Origin of the sequence: Aeromonas sp. R7-5, assembly GCF_040908015.1 — a bacterium.
Lineage (GTDB): Bacteria > Pseudomonadota > Gammaproteobacteria > Enterobacterales > Aeromonadaceae > Aeromonas > Aeromonas caviae.
This window is the reverse complement of sequence record NZ_JBFOCZ010000029.1, coordinates 1-20104: the sequence shown is the minus strand read 5'-3', so window position 1 is coordinate 20104 and position 20104 is coordinate 1. Positions and strand designations below refer to the sequence as shown.

Genomic DNA, 20104 nt, shown 5'->3' with positions numbered 1-20104 from the left:
GACGACATGATCAAGCGCGTCTTCGCCAGGCTGCTGCCCAAGGGGTTGACCGGCCAGATAGTGCTGGTGGCCTTGGCGGGGCTGGTGCTGATCCAGCTGCTCAGTATCCAGATCTACCGTTCGGACAGGGAGGAGGCCCTCGGTTACGTCAACAGCCGCAACGCCATGCAGCGGATCATCTCAGTGGTGCGCCTGCTCTCCCTCTCCCCTCCTTCCCTCTATCACGAGATCCTCAAGGCGAGCCGCAGCGAGACCCTGCTGCTGCGTCTGGCCGACGAGCCGTTGCAGCCGGACAACCGCAGCCCCCGCTTCGAGAAGCTGGTGCGGGCCAAGCTCGGCTATCCATCCTCCCTGGCGGTGGAGATCAGCGCCGAGCTGAAGCAGGACATCCAGCGCAGCCGGGCCTGGCAGCACCACAACCGCATGATGAAGGATCGCAACGGCATGCCGCCGCCCCAGGACATGCGGCTCTACGGCTCCATCGAACTGCCCAACGGCGGCTGGCTTCAGTTCAGCTCCCTGGTGGACAAGGAGACGGCGAGCTGGTCCTGGCAGACCACCCTCAACCTGCTGCTGGTGGCGAGCCTGGTGATCGGCCTGATGATCTGGCTGTTCCGCCGGGCGACCCGTCCCCTCAAGCAACTGGCGGCCAACGCCGACAGGCTGGGGCGTGGTGAGGACATCGAGCCCCTGCGTGAGGAGGGGCCCACCGAGATCCGCGAGTCCATTCAGGCCTTCAACCGGATGCACACCCGGCTCGATCGCTTCGTGCAGGACAGAACCCGGATGCTGGCCGCCATCTCCCACGACCTGCGCACCCCCATCACCAGCCTGCGGCTGCGCAGCGAGTTTCTGGCGGACGGGGAAGACAAGGATCGCTTCCAGCAGACCCTGCAGCAGATGGAGCAGATGCTGGCGGCGACCCTGAGCTTTGCCCGGGAGGAGGGGCAGCAGGAGGCGACCCGGGAGCTGGATCTGGTCAGCCTGCTGGAGAGCCTGTGTGACGACTATGCCGACATGGGCCAGCCCGTCACCTGCCTGGCCGAGGGCAAGCAGGTTTACGCCTGCCGCGCCAACACCCTGCGCCGGGTGCTGCAAAACCTCATCGGCAACGCCATCAAGTACGCAGGGGGGGCCGAGGTCTCTCTGGTGCGCGGTGACGGCGAGTTGCTGATCCTGGTTCGCGATCAGGGGCCGGGGATTGCGGAGAGTCAGCTGGAGGAGGTGTTCAAGCCCTTCGTGCGCCTGGATGAAGCCCGCAACACCGAGTCTGGCAGTGTGGGACTGGGGCTCGCCATCGCCCGCACCCTGGTGCACCAGCACGGCGGTGAGCTCAGCCTCCACAATCGCGAGGAGGGGGGGCTGGAGGCGCGGATCAGCCTGCCCCTGTAAGGAACCTGACCAGGAAATGGGGCACCACCAGGGTGCCCTTTTTGCTCCCCGTGGTGGGAGGGAAGCAGGGCAACAGGTCGGCCACCCGGAAACGGGCAACAAAAAACCCGCCGAAGCGGGTTTTTTCAATTCTTGCTGAGGCCCTTGCCCAAAGAGGGGAAGGTGCTCCGGCTTGAATTACTGCGGAACGACGTTCGCAGCAGCCGGGCCTTTCTGGCCTTGCTCGATGGTGAACTCAACGCGCTGACCTTCTTCCAGGGTTTTGAAACCGTTGGACTGGATGGCGGAGAAGTGAACGAACACGTCTTTGCTGCCGTCAGCCGGGGAGATGAAACCGAAGCCTTTCTCGGCGTTGAAGAATTTTACGGTACCAGTCATTTTGGACATGATAATTTCCTTGAGTAGTGATTAGTGAAACGCCACCGGAGCGGCAATCCATGATTTTTCGTCAGAAATACGTATGGGGAGCACTAAAGAAGGAGAATTATCTGGCAAGAATTATCGGGGATAACTGCCTGCACAAATCACTGCTTTAAGATGACTGCCTAACATAATCAGGTCTGAACTACCGAACCATCGAAAACGATTAGAACACGCACATCCCGTCATGGCAATCTTTATCTTGGGATTCATTTCTGCCGGTGATGGCTGGATCGGCGTTTTATCCGGGTGTGCGTCTGCTGCCAGGCGCCTCCTGCTGCCCTTTTCAGCGTAATGACATCACACTCTGCCAGCCGCTTTTTTTTTAGCAGAGTCTTCTGCGTGCATTCATGCTGCCGTTATCGTCTGCCACGGTATTTGTTGCTGACGGAATCGGACCAGCTGAAGGTGTCGGGCAGTACTTGGGCACTGGCTTGCTCCTTGGCTTTCTCCCGCGCCAGTGCGGAAGCCGCCTTGGCGGCCTGGGCGCGATCGGCGGCGATCTTCTGGCGTCCTGCTTCGCGGATCTTGTTACGCTCCCCGTTGGTCAGGGTGTGATCGGCATTGGCCTGGGCCTTTTGCACCAGCAGGGCAATCTCGGCTTTCTCGGCCTCGGTCAGATCCTTCATTTCCAGCTTCTTCATGACGCGCTCCTGCGATCGTTGAATGCCCACCCTAACACACATCCATCGGAGACAGGCTGACCATCCGTCCCCGGATGCCAAAAGTGTCGCCCGGTCGTCATTTCCCGGGGGAGCACGCTACGGGAACGCCTGGCTGACAGGCGCTGCCGGGAGGCTGGATCCCGGCGGAAGATTGGGAGTATGCTGAGGCCAGTGCGATCCCCGATCGTCACTGTTGGCGTACTGAAATCCACGATTCGGCTGACATGCTGGAACACCCGTTCCAACTGTCCAGGTAACCTTTTTGGAGTCTGATGATGAGCAACAAAGAACAGCATCACGGCAAAGATGCCAAGAAAAAACCGCAGATGTCACTGAAAGAGAAACGCGAAGCCAAACGGCAGAAAGCAGAGCTGAAAAACGGCAGCGCGATGAAGTAACGCTCCATCCACTGCGGCTCCCCGGAGCCGGTATCAAGCCAGTCCATCATGGGCTGGCTTTTTTGTCTCCGGCAGTAGAGGTGGTGCCATAGGCGGCAAAAATCCGCTCATAGCGCCCGTCCGCCTTCATCTTGGCGAGCTGTCTGTCGAACCATTGCCGGTGGCCCGCCTCGCGAAAGGCGAAGTGGTAGTGAGTCGGGGGGAAGAGGTCGTGCTGTCTGACCTTGTCCTTGGGATAGCGGTCGCCCTCTTGGTCATCCCCGAGCAACTGCGCCAGATAGTAGTAGAACACCCGTTGTTCCAGGATCACGGCATCGGTGCGCCCGAGCAGGAGCCGCTGTACCTGTCCCTCCTGCCTCGCCACCTCTTCATAACGGGGATTCTGGTCGACGATGTCGGAGAAGGTCGTTCCCAGGATCTGCCGTGCACGCTGGAAGGCACTGACTCGCAGGGTCTGCAAATCCTTCATGGTGTGGACTGCCGTCGGCGCCAGGGTAAAGACCCGGTTGTGGAAGGTGATCACCGGCTGTGAGAGGTAGGCGCTTTCCAGCATGCCGGGTTTGACGTTGATGATGGCGTCCAGCTTGCCTTCCTCCAGCATCCTGAAGGTGCGCTCCAGGGGAAGATAGACGACCTGCAGCTCATGGGGGCTGCCTGCGAAGGCCTCTCGCATGAGATCGAGTTCAATGCCCCTGTCTTCGTGGCTGATGACATAGGGAGGAATGGCAAAGCTGACGCCCACCCGCAGCGGCTCCGCAGCAAGGTGGCCGCCGAACATCAGCAGGGCGAAGCACAGCAGACGGCTCAAGTGGTTCATGCAGGTTCCCGAAGGGAGAAATCGTTTCGATGATAGCCACAAGCCTGGACGAAGGGGACGTAAAGCGGGGGAAAGTGGCAGCAACATGGTCGTCGGGGGAGGTGAATGCGTCAGAAACAGGTAAAAAAAGGCCCTGATGAATCAGGGCCTGCCGCAGGGGATCAGAACGGAATATCGTCGTCGAAATCCATCGGCGGTTCGTTGTAGACCGGCGGGGCGGATTGCGGCTGCTGGGCCGGACGGCCGTAACCGCCTTGCGGTTGCATGTTCTGCTGCGGGGCAGCAGGACGTTGCATGTTCTGTTGCGGAGCAGCCTGTTGCGGCTGGCCCCAGTTGCCCTGGGATGACTGGCCGCCCATGCCCTGGCCACCGCCCTGCGGACGGCCACCCAGCATCTGCATCACACCGGTGAAGCTGTCGACCAGCACCTCGGTGGTGTAGCGCTCCTGGCCGCTCTGATCCTGCCATTTACGGGTCTGGAGTTTGCCTTCCACATAGACCTGGGAGCCCTTCTTCAGGTACTCGCCGGCCACTTCGGCCAGCTTGCCCATGAAGACGACACGGTGCCATTCGGTGCGCTCTTTCTGCTCACCGGTCTGCTTGTCGCGCCAGGTATCGGAGGTGGCCAGGGTGATGTTCGTCACGGCACCGCCGCTCGGCATGTAGCGCACTTCCGGGTCTTGCCCCAGGTTACCGATCAGAATGACTTTGTTGATGCCTCGACTGGCCATAATCTCTCTTCCACCCTTATGTATACCGGCCAGGCCAGATGCCTGGGCCCATTCAATAATGCGTTTGTTTGCAACGAGATGCGCGCCCTGGACGGGTGTCATCTCTCTTCAGTGTCCTGGCTGCGCCGGAGCTTGCCGGCAGAGGCGTCATGGATCGGCCACAGCGTTTGGCCGCCATAGTACCAGTTGACGGGCATGAGCGCACATCTTCCCTGCCACTGTGGCGTCAATGGATCGCCACAGCCTGAGTAACTTACCCGAGGTAAGGTGTCACCAGCAAGGGGAGGCGGCTGGGGCAGGCTGCGTGAAGAGGGCGGAGCTGTTATGGTGCGCACCGGCACTACTTGACCCCCCAAATGGGGGGGGCGTGCTAGCCAATTGTATTGGCTGGAAAATTGCTGGGCTTCAAAGGAGCCACCGATGCGTCTAATACTTTTTTAATGCTGCAGCCAGGAGGGGGATTGGTACTCTTCCTTGCCAAAAAGCCCCGACTCGAATGTGCAAGGAAGTTCTCTTGATGACGCCCGACTCCCTCCTGGTGCTGATCACCGAAAATAACGCACAAGCCTCCCGTTTCCAGCGTCACCTCAGTGAAGAGCTTGGTCTGCCCATCTTGCTGGTGGGGGAGCTGAATGACCTGCCAGACGTTGCAGAGGGCGCACCCAAAACCTTGCTGCTGATCGATTTGGACTACCTCAAGTCGACCCAGCAGGAGCTGTGGAGCAATGCCATCTGCCAGCGCTTTGGCGAGGCCAGTGCCGTGTTGCTCAATGCCCCGACCAGCACCAACAAAGAGCTGCTGCTGATGTGGCCCCATACCAGCGGGCTCTTCTTTCGTCAGGACACGCTGGACAGGCTGGTCTTCGGCATCCGCAAGGTGTTGCAGGGGGAGTACTGGATCCCGCGCCACCTGCTGTGCGACCTGGTGGACTACTACCGCAAGGGGAGCGGGCAACCTCAGCGTCAGCAGACGCTGCTGACCGCCCGCGAGCAGGAGATCGTGCGTCACCTGATGACGGGGGCCTCCAACACCGAGATCGCCGACAGCCTGTTCGTGAGCGAACACACCGTCAAATCCCATCTCTACAACGTCTTCAAGAAGCTGAACGTCAAGAACCGGCTGCAGGCGGTGAGCTGGGCCAAGGAGTATCTCTGAGGAAGGGGCACGGAAGGAAAGACTGTCTATTCATCCAGTAGTCTCTATGCCATACTGGCCCGCTCTGGTTCCCGTATCGAGCGCGCAACAAGATGGAAAAAATCGTGATCCGGGGTGCCCGCACCCACAACCTCAAGAACATCAACCTGATCCTGCCACGTGACAAGCTGATCGTGGTCACCGGCCTGTCCGGTTCGGGCAAATCCTCCCTGGCGTTCGATACCCTCTATGCCGAGGGGCAGCGCCGCTATGTGGAATCGCTCTCCGCCTATGCCCGCCAGTTCCTCTCCCTGATGGAGAAGCCGGACGTGGACCACATCGAGGGGCTGTCGCCTGCCATCTCCATCGAGCAGAAGTCCACCTCCCACAACCCGCGCTCGACCGTCGGCACCATCACCGAGATTTACGACTACCTGCGGCTGCTGTTCGCCCGGGTCGGGGAGCCACGCTGCCCGACCCACGCCATTCCGCTCGCGGCCCAGACCATCAGCCAGATGGTGGATCAGGTGCTGGCCCAGCCCGAAGGCGCCAAGCTGATGCTGCTGGCCCCCGTGGTGCGCAACCGCAAGGGGGAGCACACCAAGCTGCTGGAGAACCTGGCGGCCCAGGGTTACATCCGCGCCCGCATCGACGGCGAAGTGTGCGATTTGTCGGATCCTCCCGCGCTGGAGCTGCACAAGAAGCACACTATTGAGGTGGTGGTGGATCGCTTCAAGGTGCGCGATGACCTGGCCCTGCGCCTGGCCGAATCGTTCGAAACGGCGCTGACTCTCTCCGGCGGCATCGTGCTGGTGGTGCCGATGGACGGGGAGGATGGGGTTGCCCCCATGACCTTCTCCGCCAACTTCGCCTGCCCCGAGTGCGGTTACTCCATGTCGGAGCTGGAGCCCCGGATCTTCTCCTTCAACAACCCGGCGGGGGCCTGTCCCACCTGTGATGGTCTCGGGGTGCAGCAGTATTTCGATCCCGCCAAGCTCATCCATGATCCGGGCCAGAGCCTGGCTGGCGGCGCCATCCGTGGTTGGGACAAGCGCAGCTTCTACTACTTCCAGATGCTCAAATCCCTGGCCGATCACTACAAGTTCGACCTGGAGACCCCCTGGGAGGATCTGCCGCTCAAGACCCAGGAGGTGATCCTGCGCGGTTCCGGGCGCACCGAGATCGAGTTCCGCTACATGAATGACCGCGGCGACGTGGTGGTGCGCAAGCACCCGTTCGAGGGGATTCTGCACAACATGGAGCGCCGCTACCGGGAGACCGAATCCAACGCGGTGCGGGAAGAGCTGGCCAAATACATCGCCAACAAGTCCTGTACCAGTTGCGGTGGCAGCCGACTGCGGGAAGAAGCCCGCCACGTCTTCGTGGACAATCGCAACCTGCCTGCCATCGCCGAGCAGTCCATCGGCGATGCCCTGGCCTTCTTCGAAGGGTTGAACCTGTCCGGTCAGCGTGCCCAGATAGCGGACAAGATCCTCAAGGAGATCGTCGAGCGGCTCGGCTTCCTGGTGAACGTCGGCCTCAACTATCTGAGCCTGTCCCGCAGTGCAGAGACCCTCTCCGGTGGCGAGGCGCAGCGGATCCGGCTGGCCAGCCAGATCGGTGCCGGTCTGGTAGGTGTCATGTATGTGCTGGACGAGCCCTCCATCGGCCTGCATCAGCGGGACAACGAGCGGCTGCTCAAGACCCTCACTCACCTGCGCGATCTCGGCAACACCGTGATCGTGGTGGAGCACGATGAGGATGCCATTCGCCTCGCCGACCATGTGCTCGACATCGGCCCGGGGGCTGGCGTGCACGGCGGTGCCATCGTCGCCCAGGGGACGCCGGAGGAGATCATCGCGAACCCCGAGTCCCTGACCGGTGACTACCTCTCCGGGCGCAAGCAGATCGCCATCCCGGCCGAGCGCACCCCGCTCACCGGCAAGTGGCTGAAATTGAAAGGGGCGAGCGGCAACAACCTGCGCAACGTCAACCTGGATCTGCCCATCGGCGTGATGACCTGCGTCACCGGCGTCTCCGGTTCCGGCAAGTCGACCCTGATCAACGACACCCTGTTCCGCATCGCCCACCGCGAGCTGAACAAGGCCACCGAGTCCACCCCGGCTCCCTATCGCAGCGTCGAGGGGCTGGAGCATCTGGACAAGGTGGTGGATATCGACCAGAGCCCCATCGGCCGCACCCCGCGCTCCAACCCGGCCACCTACACCGGCCTGTTCACCCCGATCCGCGAGCTGCTCTCCGGCACCCAGGAGGCGCGTTCCCGTGGCTACCAGCCGGGCCGCTTCTCCTTCAACGTGAAGGGTGGGCGCTGCGAGGCGTGCCAGGGGGACGGGGTCATCAAGGTGGAGATGCACTTCCTGCCGGACGTCTACGTGCCGTGCGACGTCTGCAAGGGCAAGCGCTACAACCGCGAGACCCTGGAGGTGAAGTACAAGGGCAAGAACATCCACGAAATCCTCGAGATGACGGTGGAAGATGCCCGTGCCTTCTTCGATCCGGTGCCGGCGGTGGCGCGCAAGCTGCAGACCTTGATGGACGTGGGCCTCTCCTACATCCGGCTCGGTCAGTCCGCCACCACGCTCTCTGGCGGCGAGGCGCAGCGGGTCAAGCTGGCGCGGGAGCTCTCCAAGCGGGACACCGGCCAGACCCTCTATATTCTGGATGAGCCGACCACGGGGCTGCACTTCCACGATATCCAGCAGTTGCTCAAGGTACTGCACCAGCTGCGGGATCGGGGCAACACCATCGTCATCATCGAGCACAACCTGGACGTCATCAAAACCGCGGACTGGATCGTCGATCTGGGCCCGGAAGGGGGCGCTGGTGGTGGCCGTATTCTGGTGACGGGTACGCCTGAGGAGATGAGCCGTTGCAAGGAGTCCCACACGGCGCGCTTCCTCGCTCCTCTACTGGAGAAATAAGCGTCACTCGAGAAAAAGGGGCCAAGGCCCCTTTTTTGTTGGCCGGTGGGCGAGGTGCGCCGGTCTGGCGCCCGGCCAGGGATGAGAGGGAGAAAAGAGGGACTCGTCCGGCAGACTCAGTGTGTCAGCATCAGGAAGGCGAGAGCGAACAGGAAACCCAGCAGAATGAAGAGGAAGGAACCTATCCCCCAGATGGCGGCAAGAATGCCGAGAATTTTGTCTTTGCGTGTCTGTGGTTTCATAAAATTCAAATTACAGCGTGGTTACATCACATTAATAAAATACGCCCCGGGGCATAATTAAACAACAATTGAAAGGTGATATGAAGATGTTTAAGGTGTATTTAATTGGTATTTTACATTTCATGCTGATGCAGTAATTTAAGGCATCATCATGTATTTGAATGACTTTTTATTTTCATCTGCGGTTTGATTGCCCAATCAAAGCTGCCGTGTACATCTATCTATTTCTTGATAACTATTGAGCTAAATCAATAACCGGCCATTCACATCCTTTTATAGTTTTCGGGCTTGCAACATAGAAAGAAAACAAAAAAGGAATAATGTGATGAAAAAGATCCTTCCTCTGTTAATCGCAGCCGCTTTTGCTTCCCCCGTCGCCATGGCACATCAGGCCGGTGACATCCTGGTCCGTGGTGGCCTGGCGTTCGTCTCTCCCCAGACCAGCAGTGACAACGTGCTGGGGACGGGCGAGCTGGAGATCGACAGCAACATGCAGCTTGGCCTGACCCTCTCCTACATGTTGACGGACAACTGGGGTGTCGAGCTGCTGGCCGCGACCCCCTTCTCCCACTCGGTGTCGACTGCCGGCCTGGGTGAGGTCGCCAAGGTCAAACACCTGCCGCCGACCCTGATGGCGCAGTACTACTTCGGTGATGCCAACAGCAAGGTGCGCCCCTATGTGGGGGCCGGTATCAACTACACCACCTTCTTCGACGAGGAAGGGCGCGGTGCCCTGGCCGGGACGGATGTGAGCGTGGACTCCTCCTGGGGGATGGCGGGTCAGGTGGGCCTGGACATGGCGATCAATGACCGCTGGTTCGTCAACGCCTCCGCCTGGCTCATCGACATCGATACCGATGTGCATACCGCCGTGGGCACCATCAACACCTCCATCGATCCGGTGGCCTTCATGTTCGGCGTCGGTTACCGCTTCTGATGACAAACGTGGCCGGTGCACGGCCATGACAACAAGCATGTCTCTTTGGCCCGGCTCTGTTCGGGCCCTTTTCTGCCTGCCATGTCACGCCAACTGTGATCTGGCCCGCCATCGCGTCACGAACCGCTATTCCATTGCACCCCGCTGCCGATAACCTCGGCATTCACCCCTTTCCCCAACGAGTGAGGATGCCTCCATGGGTTTATCTATTGTGCAGCGGATCATCGCCGGCTTCGTGCTGATGCTGTTGTTGCTGGTTCTGCTCGGCTTCATCAGTATCTTGAAGATCCGGGGGATCAACGAGGGGCTCTCCCAGGTTTCTGATCGTGCCACCCCCCTGGTGATCGCGGTCGCCGGGCTCAAGGGCGCTCTGCAGGACAGCAACCGCTGGGTGCTCACCTACAGAACCAGCGAGGAGGCGGCCCAGTTGCCGCAACTGGCCAGCCAGTTCAAGGCGCAGCAGGAGCGTTTCCTGGCCCAGAGCAAGGAGATGGCCCGGTTTGACGGGGTGGCCGAGGCGAGCGAGCGGTTCCGCCAGGTCGACGGGGCGACCCGTGAGTTCTACGGGTTGGCGGATCAGGTGCTGACCCAGCACGGTCAGTGGGTGGCCGCACTCGATCGGCGCCATGAACTGGAGCTGGCGTTCATCCGGCTGGAAGATACCTACCAGTGGGCCGCCGACCTGTTGTTGCAGCAGACCGCGAGCAAACGCTCCATGCGCAACAAGGCCGAACTCATCACCTCCGGCATTGCCCGGGATCTGAAAAACATCCGCCGGGCCGATGCCAAGACCGATCTCAATGAATTGGAGAAGGTGCTCGGCAAGGATATCGAGATGGCACGCAAACGGCTCGAACGGGTGCAGGTGCCCGATGACGTGAGGCAGCGTTTCATCGTCAACCTCGATCGGATGCAGGAGCTGGCCCTCGGCCCGAAAGGGTTGCTGGCGACCATGCGCAATGGCCAGCAACTGGCGGCCTCGCTGCAGTCCCTGAACCAGCAGCTCGACACCAGTCTGGTCAACAGCCTGGCGCTGCTGGACGAGATGGCCAAATCGGCGGGCAGCATTGCCAGCGCGAGCCGGGTCGGGGCGGATGACGCCGTCAGCAGCGCCAGCGCCTGGATCCTGATCGTGTCTGCCATCTCCGCGGCCGCCGCGCTCCTCATCGGTTACACCACGGCTCGCAGCATCCAGCGTCCGCTGCAACTCATCGATCGGGAGCTGGATCGCATGGCCACGGGTGACATGACCCGGCGCATCGACTACCAGAGCCGCTGCGAGTTCGGCAGCCTGACCCGCTCCATCAATACCCTGGCAGACAAGACTGGCGAACTGCTCGCCCAGATCAATGCCGGCTCGCGCCATCTGGTGGACGAGGCGAGCCGCGCCGCCGAGATAAGCGAGCGGGCCATGTCACGGGTGCAGGATCAGAAGAGCCAGACCGATCAGGTGGCCGCCGCCATCACCGAGCTGGAGGTGAGTGCGACCGAGGTGGCGCGCTCCACTGACGGCACCAAGCGTGAGGTGGACCTGGCGGACGAAGAGGCCCGCGCCGGACGCAAACAAGTGGCGACTACGCGCCAGATCACCGAACAACTGGCGGGTGCCATGGAAGAGGCGGTCGGCATCACCCACAAGCTGGGGGAATTCAGCGACAACATCGGCAGCATCCTCGACGTGATCCGCAGCATCGCCGAGCAGACCAACCTGCTGGCGCTGAACGCGGCCATCGAGGCGGCCCGGGCGGGGGACGCCGGTCGCGGCTTCGCGGTGGTGGCGGACGAGGTGCGGGCACTGGCGAACCGGACCCAGACCTCGACCGAGGAGATCCAGGCCATGATCGAGAACCTGCAAAGTTCCAGCAAGCACGTGGTGGCCGTGATGGCACGCAGCCAGGAGCAGACCCAGGATTGCGTGGCCCAGACCCGGGTGATGGACGAGGCGCTGCAATCCATTGCCGAGCGAATGAGCGCCATCAAGGCGATGGCGGATCAGGTGGCTCATGCCGCCCAGGAACAGATCTCCGTGAGTCAGGGGGTTGCCCGTCATGTCGCCGGCATTGCGGATGTGGCTTACGAGACCGAGCGGGAGGCGCGGGAATCGGCCAGCAGCAGTGAGGTGCTGGCGGATCTGGTCGCCAAGCAGCAGCAATTGATCGCCCATTTCAAGGTGTAGGAGGACTTATGGCTAACAAGTGGATCGGGGCCCTGAGTCTCCTGTTGTGTGGCCAGCTGATGGCCAGCGAGCTGGTGATAGAGAGCTGGCGCATTGATGACAAGGCTTTGTGGGAACAGAAGATCATTCCTGCTTTCGAGGCCGCCCACCCGGGTATTCAGGTGAAATTCAACGGGGTGCAGAACGTCGAGTACATGCCGACCCTCTGGGCCAGCCTCAAGGCGGGCAAGGCGGGGGATCTCATCACCTGCCGCCCGTTTGACGACTCCCTGGCCCTGTTCAAGGCGGGTCATCTGGTGGAGCTGAGCGAGATGGCGGGGATGGAGAACTTCCCGAGCTTTGCCCAATCCCCCTGGCAGACCGACAGCGGCGCCCAGACTTTCTGCGTACCCATGGCATCTGTGATTCACGGCTTCTTCTACAACAAGAAGATATTCAGTGAGCTGGGGCTGACGGTACCCCAGACCCGCGAGGCATTCTTCGCGGCCCTGGACAAGGTGAAGGCGGATGGTCGCTATGTTCCCCTCGCCGTGAGCGGCTCGGAGAGCTGGGTTGCCTCCGAGCTCGGTTTCCAGAACATAGGCCCCAACTACTGGAAGGGGGAGGATGGTCGATTGGCGCTGATCGGGGGCCAGGAGCGCTTCAACAACCCGCAATACGTCAAGGTGTTCGAGGAGCTGGCCCGCTGGCGTGACTACCTGGGGGAGGGGGGCGAGAGCCGCGACTACGCCACCACCAACGAGCTGTTCACCTCGGGCAAGGCTGCCTTCTATGCGGCGGGATCCTGGGAGATCGCCCCCTTCACCGGCAAGGTGGACTTCGGTGTCATGCGCCCGCCCGTGGCAAAGCAGGGGGATGGCTGTTTCTTCACCGATCACACCGATATCGGTATGGGGATGAATCCGGCCAGCAAGAACAAGGAGGCCGCCATGACCTTCCTGCAGTGGCTGACCACTCCCCAGTTTGCCGAGCTCTATACCAACTCGCTGCCCGGCTTCTTCTCGCTCTCCAACCACTTCTTTGAAGCCACCAATCCGGCGGCCAGAGAGATGATGGAGTGGCGGGATCAGTGCGATTCCACCATCCGGGTTGCCACCCAGATCCTCTCCCGCGGCACTCCCAAGCTCGGGGATGAGCTGGCCGAGGTGAGCCAGCAGGTATTGCTGGGAACCGTGGCACCCAAGGCGGCGGCCGATCGCCTGGAACAGGGGTTGAAAGGGTGGTATGCCCCCCATCAGGGCAACCAGGGCAAGGGACAGGAGTGTCAGTGTGAGGCGAGCGTGCCTGCCGTCCCTGTGTCGGGTGCCATCGGGACCGAACCTGCTGTACCTGTGGTGCCGGATGGACAAGCGCCTTCCGGAGCAAGCGCGACCCAGCCTCCGTCAGAACCGGTGTCCGGAGCCGTCGCTCCAGCGCCTCCTGCCGAAGTGGAGGAGGCGCTCGCCAGCGAACTGGAGGGGGCACAGCCCTGATGGTTCACCATGCAAAACGGGAGGCTTTGGCCTCCCGTTTTGCATCTGCGTGATGACTTGTCATTCCCGTGGCCAGCGGCACAGGCTGCCGATACGGGCCACCGGCACGAAACCCAGAGTGCGATAGACCCGCTGGGCGTGATAGTGCTCGTCTGCCACTATGATGAGCGAACTGGCCCGTGCTAGTCCCTGGCGTGCGACCTGGCTCAGCAACAGACGACAGAGCCCCCGGTTTCGCCACTCTGCGTGCGTGCGCACCAGTTGAAAGCGTCCCAGGGTGCCGGTGAAGAAGAGTCCGCAGCTGGCAACCAGTTGATCCTGGTGCCATAACCCCCACCACTGTCCGAGCCCGTCATCGATCATGGCCTGATAGAGCTGGCGGCGTGACAAGAGATAGGGAAGATAGCGCTCCTCCGAATGGGCTGGATCCCGCTCTGCCAGCTCGAAGGCGAGCCACTGATCCCAGTCCGCCGCGGTGAACGGGCGAGCCGGGGCCATGTCGCTGCCGGTGGGGGCTTGCCACTCCATTGCACCCAGCGCCAGTACCACGCACTCCATGTATTGGTACCCCGCCGCCACGAACCCGGCGACCCGGCTGTTCTGGCCTGCGGCGAGGGGCCACTGGAAGGTGCGGTGGCGGATACGGGGATCCCAGCCAATCAGCCTGTCGAAACTGGCCTCGAGCCAGCCCTTGTCACGATCGCTTGGGGGGGTGGGCAGCAACAGGTAGTTGCCGAAGTAGTAGTCTGGAGAGCCCGGGGTGCGCACGGTCCAGAACGCATCATGATCCGTCACCTCGCCCTGATAGCGATCGAACAGCAGATCGGTGGCAAAACCGGGGTGATCTTCCATGATGGGGCTCCTGCAAACGCTTGAATTGCTTATCGGCAGGCGGGGAAAGAAGTTAAAAAAAGGCCGGGAAACCCGGCCAAACAATCACACGCAGATTCAGAACGTCCAGGACGATCCGCCCGCATCATAGCGTGCCTGACAGCATTTTGGGATGGGGTCGCTCATTACTTAGGTTGAATTGCAAAATAAAAAAATCGGCAATCCCCCTTGTCGCTGACAAATCGGTATTGACTTTGATCCGTTTTCTCATAAAGATAGAAAGACGTTTAGACGTCCAAACATCCGTTTTGGCGTGAAGGAATGGGTTGCAGGACAGGGAGAGAGCAGATGGGATTTCACAGCGCGCGTCAGGTTGAGGCACTCAACCAGAGTTTGGCGGATCTGGGTGGCGACATATCGGTCAGTTTCGAGTTTTTCCCGCCCAACAGCGAAGGGATGGAGAACACCCTCTGGCAGTCCATCGAGCGCCTGCAGGTGCTGGAGCCCAAATTCGTCTCTGTGACCTATGGCGCCAACTCGGGCACCCGGGACCGCACTCACAAGGTGATCAAGGACATCAAGGAGCGCACCGGTCTCATCGCCGCCCCGCACCTGACCTGTATCGACGCCAGCCGTGACGAGCTGCGCACCATTGCCCGTGATTACTGGAACAGCGGCATTCGCCATATCGTGGCCCTGCGCGGGGATTTGCCCCCCGGCCTCGACAAGCCTGACATGTATGCCACCGACCTGGTTGCCCTGCTGAAATCCGAAGCCGATTTCGACATCTCGGTCGCTGCCTATCCGGAAGGCCACCCTGAGGCTCGCAGTGCGCAATCCGACCTGCTCAACCTCAAGCGCAAGATAGATGCCGGTGCCAACCGGGCCATTACCCAGTTCTTCTTCGATGTGGAGACCTATCTGCGTTTTCGGGATCGCTGCGCCGCCATCGGTATCGATGCGGAGATCGTGCCGGGGATACTGCCGGTCTCCAACTACCAGACCCTGGCCAAGTTTGCCGGTTTCACCAACGTGAAGATCCCGCGCTGGATGCACCAGCGTTTCGAAGGGCTGGAAAACGATCAGATGACGCGCAACATGGTGGGAGCCAGCATTGCCATCGACCAGGTGCGTGTGCTGAGTCAGGAGGGGGTGAAGGATTTCCACTTCTATACCCTGAACCGCTCAGAGCTGACCTACGCCATCTGTCACACACTGGGCGTGAGGCCGAAAGGTCAGGCCTGATCCGTGGCTCTGATACAGAAAAGCCAATGAGTCTTCTCATTGGCTTTTTGTTTTGAGCGACAGTCAGGGCCGGGTTGGCTGGATCTCTCTGGGCTCCAGATCGATGACTGCATTGCCGGCGGCACCAGGATACTGGTGATAGCTCTGGTCCTGCTCCAGGGTATAGAAGGTGTCGAGGTAGTCGTCGTTGTTGGTCATCCAGGAGTCCGGGAGTGCCTTGACGATACGACCGCCGAGGTCGAGGAAGGGCAGGGCCTCGGGTACGCCGCCCGCAGTGAAGCCGAGTTTGAGTGCGTCAATCAGGAGGGCGCTCAGCTCCTTGTAATTGACGTTGTCATCCTGCTCCATCATGACCACATCGACGGCTCCCCAGCGGTAGCGATCCCAATAGACCAGGATCTGGTTGGGGGTGTAGTCGGTGTTGTCGTAGTCGAGATAGGGCATGTCGACGATATCCACCACGGGCTCATCCCTGCCAGGATTGACCCCGGCCACGACGGCATAGACCTCGGCGGCGCCCAGCAGCCAGGGCTCCTGATCATCGTTGAGCCTGATCTTCTTGAGAATGCTGGTCTTGAGGGGCGTGGTGTTGCTGGTGGCACGGGGCGTCACCTGCATGTCGGCGGCAGCCAGCGCCTTTCGCATCACCTTCAGGCCGGCATTCTTGGCTTTGACCGGATTGGCCTCCACCACCAGTACCGGCCGCGCCGGCGGCTGGTTCACATCGAGATAGATCGGGCTGCCGGCGCTGTCGAACGCCTCGATGGCGCTCCAGCTCTTTTCGTCACCACTTGGTATGTAGGCAACCAGTGGCTCAACCCCTTGTTGCAGTGCATCCGCCTGATCCGGATTGGCCAGCCGCAGTTGCATCAGTTCCCTGACCTCCCCATCCAGCCCTTGCCGACGGATGGCCGCCTGGTTGGCATCCCGAGCCTGGCGCTTCAGGCGCGGGCTGGCCTTTTGCAGCAGGTTGGGCAGTGGACTCTGGTATTCCTGATTGTTCAGGAGCGGCAGCAGGTTCTTCTGCTGCAGCGCGAGCTGGCGTGCCAGCTCCCGATCGGTGTCGGCAGCCTGGGTCGTGGTGGCGCCCAGCAGTGCCAGTAACAAAATGACAGCCTGATTCCTCATCTTCGTTCTCCAGTATTGAGTCTGACAACGGCGCTTGTCGGGAAGGATCTGCGCCGTTTTGTCACTAGAAAGGAATAAGGTTCATATGTGAACGCTCTTCTCAGGATTATGTGCTGCGTCTCACTGGAGTCTCCCCAGATGGTCAGGTCAGGCGCGGAGCCGGTTGACTTGATGCAATGTCACTCCGATCAGCAATCCCCAGCAGGCAGACCCGACCCCGAGCAGGGTGATCCCCGAGGCAGTCACGAGGAAAGTCAGTAGCGCGGCTTCCCGCTCCTCGTCCTGCTGCAAGGCGCTGTGCAAGCTGCTGCCTATGGTGCCGAGCAGCGCCAGCCCGGCCACGCAGGTGACCAGCACCGCAGGGAATGCGCTGAACAGGGCAACCACGGTGGCACCGAAGCAGCCTGTGAGCAGGTAGAAACAACCAGCCCACACGGCAGCAGGCCAGCGTCGAGTGACATCGTGATCCACTTCCTTGCCCATGCAGATGGCGGCAGTGATGGCGGCCAGGTTGAAGGCATAGCCGCCAAACGGTGCCAGCAGCACGCCGATGAATCCGGTCCAGCCAATCAAGGAAGAAGTGGCCGGTTGATAGCCGTGGGCGCGCAGGATGGCAATGCCCGGCATGTTTTGCGAGGTCATGGTAACGAGAAAGAGCGGGAGTGCGATGCCGAGCAGGGCGTCGATGGAAAAGGCTGGCGAGATCCAGACCGGGGTGGAAAGTTGCCAGTGAACCTCGTTGAGTTGCAGCTCGCCCCTCAGGGTGCAGAGCAGCATGCCGGCCGCCAGGACCAGCACCATGGTGTAGCGGGGCCAGAGGTGGCGACCCAGCAAGAAAGCCAGTAGCAAGGTGCCAAGCAGCAGAGGATCTTGCGGTGCCACCTTGAAGAGATCCAGCCCGAACCTGAGCAAGACTCCGGCCAGCATGGCGGCCGCCAGTGGGGCGGGAATGTGACGCATCAGCCTGTCGAACCAGCCGCTGATACCGCAGAGGGTGATCAGCAGTGAAGAGATGATGAAGGCGCCGATGGCTTCAGCCAGACTGAAGTTCCCCAGGCTGGTGATGAGCAGGGCGGCACCCGGGGTGGACCAGGCCGTCAAGACAGGCACCCGGTAATAAAGGGAGAGGCCGATGCAGCTGACCCCCATGCCGATACCCAGTGTCCATAGCCAGGAAGAGACCTGGGCTGCATCGGCACCGGCGGCCGTGGCGGCCTGGATGATCAAGACGACAGAACTCGTGTAACCCACCAATACGGCGATGAGTCCCGCGACCATGTGGGGGAGGGCTAGGGGCATGGGAAACTTCCTTGTGGATGCTGATAGCTTGTGCGCTATTGCGTACAATGTGGTTTGGACTATAACGCTGTGCGTTATGGCGTACAATATGGCTCGAAGAAATCGGAGAACAGATGCAGGAGATGAGTCGCTATCTGGCCCAGCGATTGAAAGGGCTGCGCACTGAAAGAGGATGGAGCCTGGATATGGCCGCCCGTGAAACGGGGGTGAGCAAGGCCATGCTGGGACAGATCGAGCGAGGTGAATCCAGTCCGACGGTGGCAACATTGTGGAAGATTGCCACCGGTTTTCGGGTCTCTTTCTCCAGTTTCATTGAGCCGACACCAGCGGCACAGGGAGAGACGGTATACCGTATTGCCGATGATATTCGACAGCAGCCGGCGGGAGAGGGGATGCAGGTTGCCCCGCTTTTCCCCTATGAGGCCCGCTTTGGTTTCGAGTTGTTCGAACTGACCCTGCTACCTGGCTACCAGCGGGAGTCAGAACCCCATGAACCCGGAGTGACCGAACATGTCATCGTCATCAGCGGTGTGATGGAGGTACTGGTTGACGGGGCGTGGCGTTCCCTCGATCAGGGTGAGGCCGTCCGGTTTGCAGCGGACCGTACCCATGGCTATCGCAATCTTGGGGTCGCTCCCGCCATCTTCCACAATCTGATCCACTATCCGGCCATGGCCACGCGATGATTAGCCGGGGCGGCCATCCGCCCTGGGACTGGTCAGTATGGGGGTATAAACCCAGATGAACAGACCGTAGGCGGCAACCCAGCTCCATCCGCTGAGGTTCCATCCCGTGAGGGTGAGATTTGGCCAAAAGAGAGGGAGCAAGACCCGCAACAGCGCGGACAGGATCACCAGTGCAAATGCCGCCGTGATCCTGCGTCCTATCTGCAGGGTTCTGCCACTGTGTCCGAGGGATACACGGGCTATCATCGCGAGGATCATGGCCCCCATGCTGCCCGCGCTGAACAGATGGCTGGCCAGTGACAAGGCAATCGGCCAGCCAGCCGTGCGTGCCGCCAGGGCGGTCAGCCCCAGTGGGATAAAGAGGTAGGCCAGGTGAAGCGACCACAGCAGGGGCTGGGCCAACGTGGTTCCGGGTCGCCAGCGCAGCTGCCTGTAGAGGTGAGCCCCTGCCGCCACTATATATAGAGGGAACATCTGGATTCCGAGGACCCACTGGGTCGGGAGCACCAACCAGAGCAGCAGGATGAGCCACAGAGATGCGAGGGCAATGCGCTCCAGCCACGGTAGTGGGAGTGCTTTTTCGGCCCCAGTGGCTCTGGCGGTGAAGAAAGGAATGACACGTCCTCCCATGACGGCAATCAGGGTCGTGAAGAGGAGCACGGTTGCAAGCAGGATATGTTCTACCAATGGCCATTCGGCATGCCACCGCCAGCAAGCGGTATTGAGCAGGGTCAACACGAGAAGCAGGGGAACAAAAAAGAGATTGCGCCACTGGCGCGTCACTATGATGGGTCTGGCGAGGAACCACGTACAGAGGGGCAACCAGGCCAGGTCCATGACCATCAGAGTGACATTGCTTTCTCCAAACCAGGGGAGCAGGCCTCTCGGGATGGCCCACAATCCCACGACCAGTGCCAGCGGCCAACCGCGTACACCTGGGTGAGCGGTCCAGTTCTGGACGGCGGTAAGCAGAAAACCCGCCACTATGGCGGCACCAAAGCCGAACAGCATTTCATGTGCATGCCACCAGATGGGGTTGGCAATCCGGGGCAGAGCAAACCAGCCGTTGAGCTGCCCCAGCCAGCCCAGCATCGCCAAAGCCGAGAACAAGGCGCCGAACAGGAAGAAAGGCCGAAACCCGAGGCGGAACAGAGGAACGATTCTCTCCTCTTTGCGGCTATCCAGGATCTGGTGCATGAATGAAACCTTAATTGAGTATTTGAAAAGCCAATTATAAAATGGCTTTTCAAATACTCAATTCAAATCCGTGAATAGCACCCAGGAAACGATGTGTGAGTGAAAAATGCCCTATCCGCTGCATGTTTGAGCGAACGAACCGCCAGTGAGAAAAAGCCCTTGTCATCACGGCGCGGCTCCCTATAATGCGCCCCTACCAGCACGGCGGACCACGCCAACCTGATGAGCCAGCTTCCTTAGGAAGTGGGCGCCGAAAGAAAAGCGAAAACAACCGCTTGACTTTCGAAGTGAGGAGCGTAAGATGCGCCTCCTCAACGCGATAAGCGTGACGCTCTTTAACAATTTGAATCAAGCAATCTGTGTGGGCACTCACAGCATCGAGCATCAAAAA

At 60.7% G+C, this 20104-nt stretch carries 18 protein-coding genes; 9 read left to right on the top strand and 9 right to left on the bottom strand.

All coding sequences use genetic code 11. From position 1 onward, the window contains the following. Positions 1-6 precede the first annotated feature (6 nt). Positions 7-1392, top strand: a complete 1386-nt coding sequence (locus tag AB5Y53_RS12690) for an ATP-binding protein (RefSeq protein ID WP_052816044.1) — start codon at positions 7-9, stop codon at positions 1390-1392. A 177-nt stretch (positions 1393-1569) separates the two neighbouring features. Here AB5Y53_RS12690 and AB5Y53_RS12685 read toward each other — a convergent pair whose 3' ends face one another. Further along, the gene (locus tag AB5Y53_RS12685) at positions 1570-1779 is read right to left on the bottom strand and encodes a cold shock domain-containing protein (protein WP_010675897.1); all 210 of its coding nucleotides are present in this window, start codon (positions 1777-1779) and stop codon (positions 1570-1572) included. A 392-nt stretch (positions 1780-2171) separates the two neighbouring features. Continuing rightward, positions 2172-2456: a DUF3811 domain-containing protein gene (gene yjbD / locus AB5Y53_RS12680; RefSeq protein ID WP_368182204.1), complete on the bottom strand. Its 285-nt coding sequence runs from the start codon at positions 2454-2456 to the stop codon at positions 2172-2174. Positions 2457-2752: 296 nt separating this feature from the next. Here yjbD and AB5Y53_RS12675 point away from each other — a divergent pair, with 296 nt between their 5' ends. Then, on the top strand, positions 2753-2875 hold the full coding sequence (locus AB5Y53_RS12675) for a hypothetical protein (RefSeq protein WP_010675895.1): 123 nt from the start codon (positions 2753-2755) through the stop codon (positions 2873-2875). A 46-nt stretch (positions 2876-2921) separates the two neighbouring features. Here the strand turns inward: AB5Y53_RS12675 and AB5Y53_RS12670 are convergent, their stop codons facing one another. Next, entirely contained in the window at positions 2922-3692 is a 771-nt protein-coding gene (locus AB5Y53_RS12670; protein ID WP_041211877.1) for an ABC transporter substrate-binding protein, read from the bottom strand. Positions 3693-3853: 161 nt separating this feature from the next. Continuing rightward, on the bottom strand, positions 3854-4423 hold the full coding sequence (locus AB5Y53_RS12665) for a single-stranded DNA-binding protein (protein WP_010674212.1): 570 nt from the start codon (positions 4421-4423) through the stop codon (positions 3854-3856). A gap of 517 nt (positions 4424-4940) precedes the next feature. Here AB5Y53_RS12665 and AB5Y53_RS12660 point away from each other — a divergent pair. Together AB5Y53_RS12660 and uvrA are read left to right on the top strand one after the other, a co-directional pair. Beyond that, positions 4941-5579, top strand: a complete 639-nt coding sequence (locus AB5Y53_RS12660; RefSeq protein ID WP_010674213.1) for a LuxR C-terminal-related transcriptional regulator — start codon at positions 4941-4943, stop codon at positions 5577-5579. Between the two features lie 92 nt (positions 5580-5671). Beyond that, positions 5672-8500: an excinuclease ABC subunit UvrA gene (uvrA, locus tag AB5Y53_RS12655; protein WP_039040117.1), complete on the top strand. Its 2829-nt coding sequence runs from the start codon at positions 5672-5674 to the stop codon at positions 8498-8500. Between the two features lie 116 nt (positions 8501-8616). Here the strand turns inward: uvrA and AB5Y53_RS12650 are convergent, their stop codons facing one another. Next, positions 8617-8742, bottom strand: coding sequence for a hypothetical protein (locus AB5Y53_RS12650; protein ID WP_010674215.1), 126 nt, complete (start codon positions 8740-8742; stop codon positions 8617-8619). Between the two features lie 325 nt (positions 8743-9067). Between AB5Y53_RS12650 and AB5Y53_RS12645 the strand changes: the two genes are divergently transcribed. The 3 genes from AB5Y53_RS12645 (at position 9068) to AB5Y53_RS12635 (ending at position 13327) form a co-directional block, all read left to right on the top strand. Continuing rightward, entirely contained in the window at positions 9068-9679 is a 612-nt protein-coding gene (locus tag AB5Y53_RS12645) for an OmpW family outer membrane protein (protein ID WP_010674216.1), read from the top strand. A gap of 196 nt (positions 9680-9875) precedes the next feature. Then, a complete protein-coding gene (locus AB5Y53_RS12640) occupies positions 9876-11855 on the top strand; it encodes a methyl-accepting chemotaxis protein (protein ID WP_039040116.1) in 1980 nt (659 codons plus the stop codon). A gap of 8 nt (positions 11856-11863) precedes the next feature. Next, positions 11864-13327, top strand: a complete 1464-nt coding sequence (locus AB5Y53_RS12635; RefSeq protein ID WP_368182203.1) for an extracellular solute-binding protein — start codon at positions 11864-11866, stop codon at positions 13325-13327. A gap of 60 nt (positions 13328-13387) precedes the next feature. On the opposite strand, the gene AB5Y53_RS12630 is transcribed toward AB5Y53_RS12635, so the two are convergent. Further along, on the bottom strand, positions 13388-14179 hold the full coding sequence (locus tag AB5Y53_RS12630) for a GNAT family N-acetyltransferase (protein WP_069651523.1): 792 nt from the start codon (positions 14177-14179) through the stop codon (positions 13388-13390). A 327-nt stretch (positions 14180-14506) separates the two neighbouring features. Between AB5Y53_RS12630 and metF the strand changes: the two genes are divergently transcribed. Next, positions 14507-15403, top strand: a complete 897-nt coding sequence (gene metF / locus AB5Y53_RS12625) for a methylenetetrahydrofolate reductase (RefSeq protein ID WP_010674220.1) — start codon at positions 14507-14509, stop codon at positions 15401-15403. Positions 15404-15466: 63 nt separating this feature from the next. On the opposite strand, the gene AB5Y53_RS12620 is transcribed toward metF, so the two are convergent. Together AB5Y53_RS12620 and AB5Y53_RS12615 are read right to left on the bottom strand one after the other, a co-directional pair. After that, on the bottom strand, positions 15467-16531 hold the full coding sequence (locus AB5Y53_RS12620) for a DUF3103 family protein (RefSeq protein ID WP_368182201.1): 1065 nt from the start codon (positions 16529-16531) through the stop codon (positions 15467-15469). A 147-nt stretch (positions 16532-16678) separates the two neighbouring features. Then, positions 16679-17830 (bottom strand): benzoate/H(+) symporter BenE family transporter, encoded by a 1152-nt coding sequence (locus AB5Y53_RS12615; RefSeq protein WP_048209697.1) that lies wholly within the window; start codon positions 17828-17830, stop codon positions 16679-16681. 113 nt (positions 17831-17943) lie between these two features. On the opposite strand from AB5Y53_RS12615, the gene AB5Y53_RS12610 reads away from it, so the two are divergent. Further along, the gene (locus AB5Y53_RS12610) at positions 17944-18516 is read left to right on the top strand and encodes a helix-turn-helix domain-containing protein (protein ID WP_010674223.1); all 573 of its coding nucleotides are present in this window, start codon (positions 17944-17946) and stop codon (positions 18514-18516) included. Here the strand turns inward: AB5Y53_RS12610 and AB5Y53_RS12605 are convergent, their stop codons facing one another. Next, positions 18517-19713, bottom strand: a complete 1197-nt coding sequence (locus AB5Y53_RS12605) for an NnrS family protein (RefSeq protein ID WP_368182200.1) — start codon at positions 19711-19713, stop codon at positions 18517-18519. Between the last annotated feature and the right edge of the window lie 391 nt (positions 19714-20104).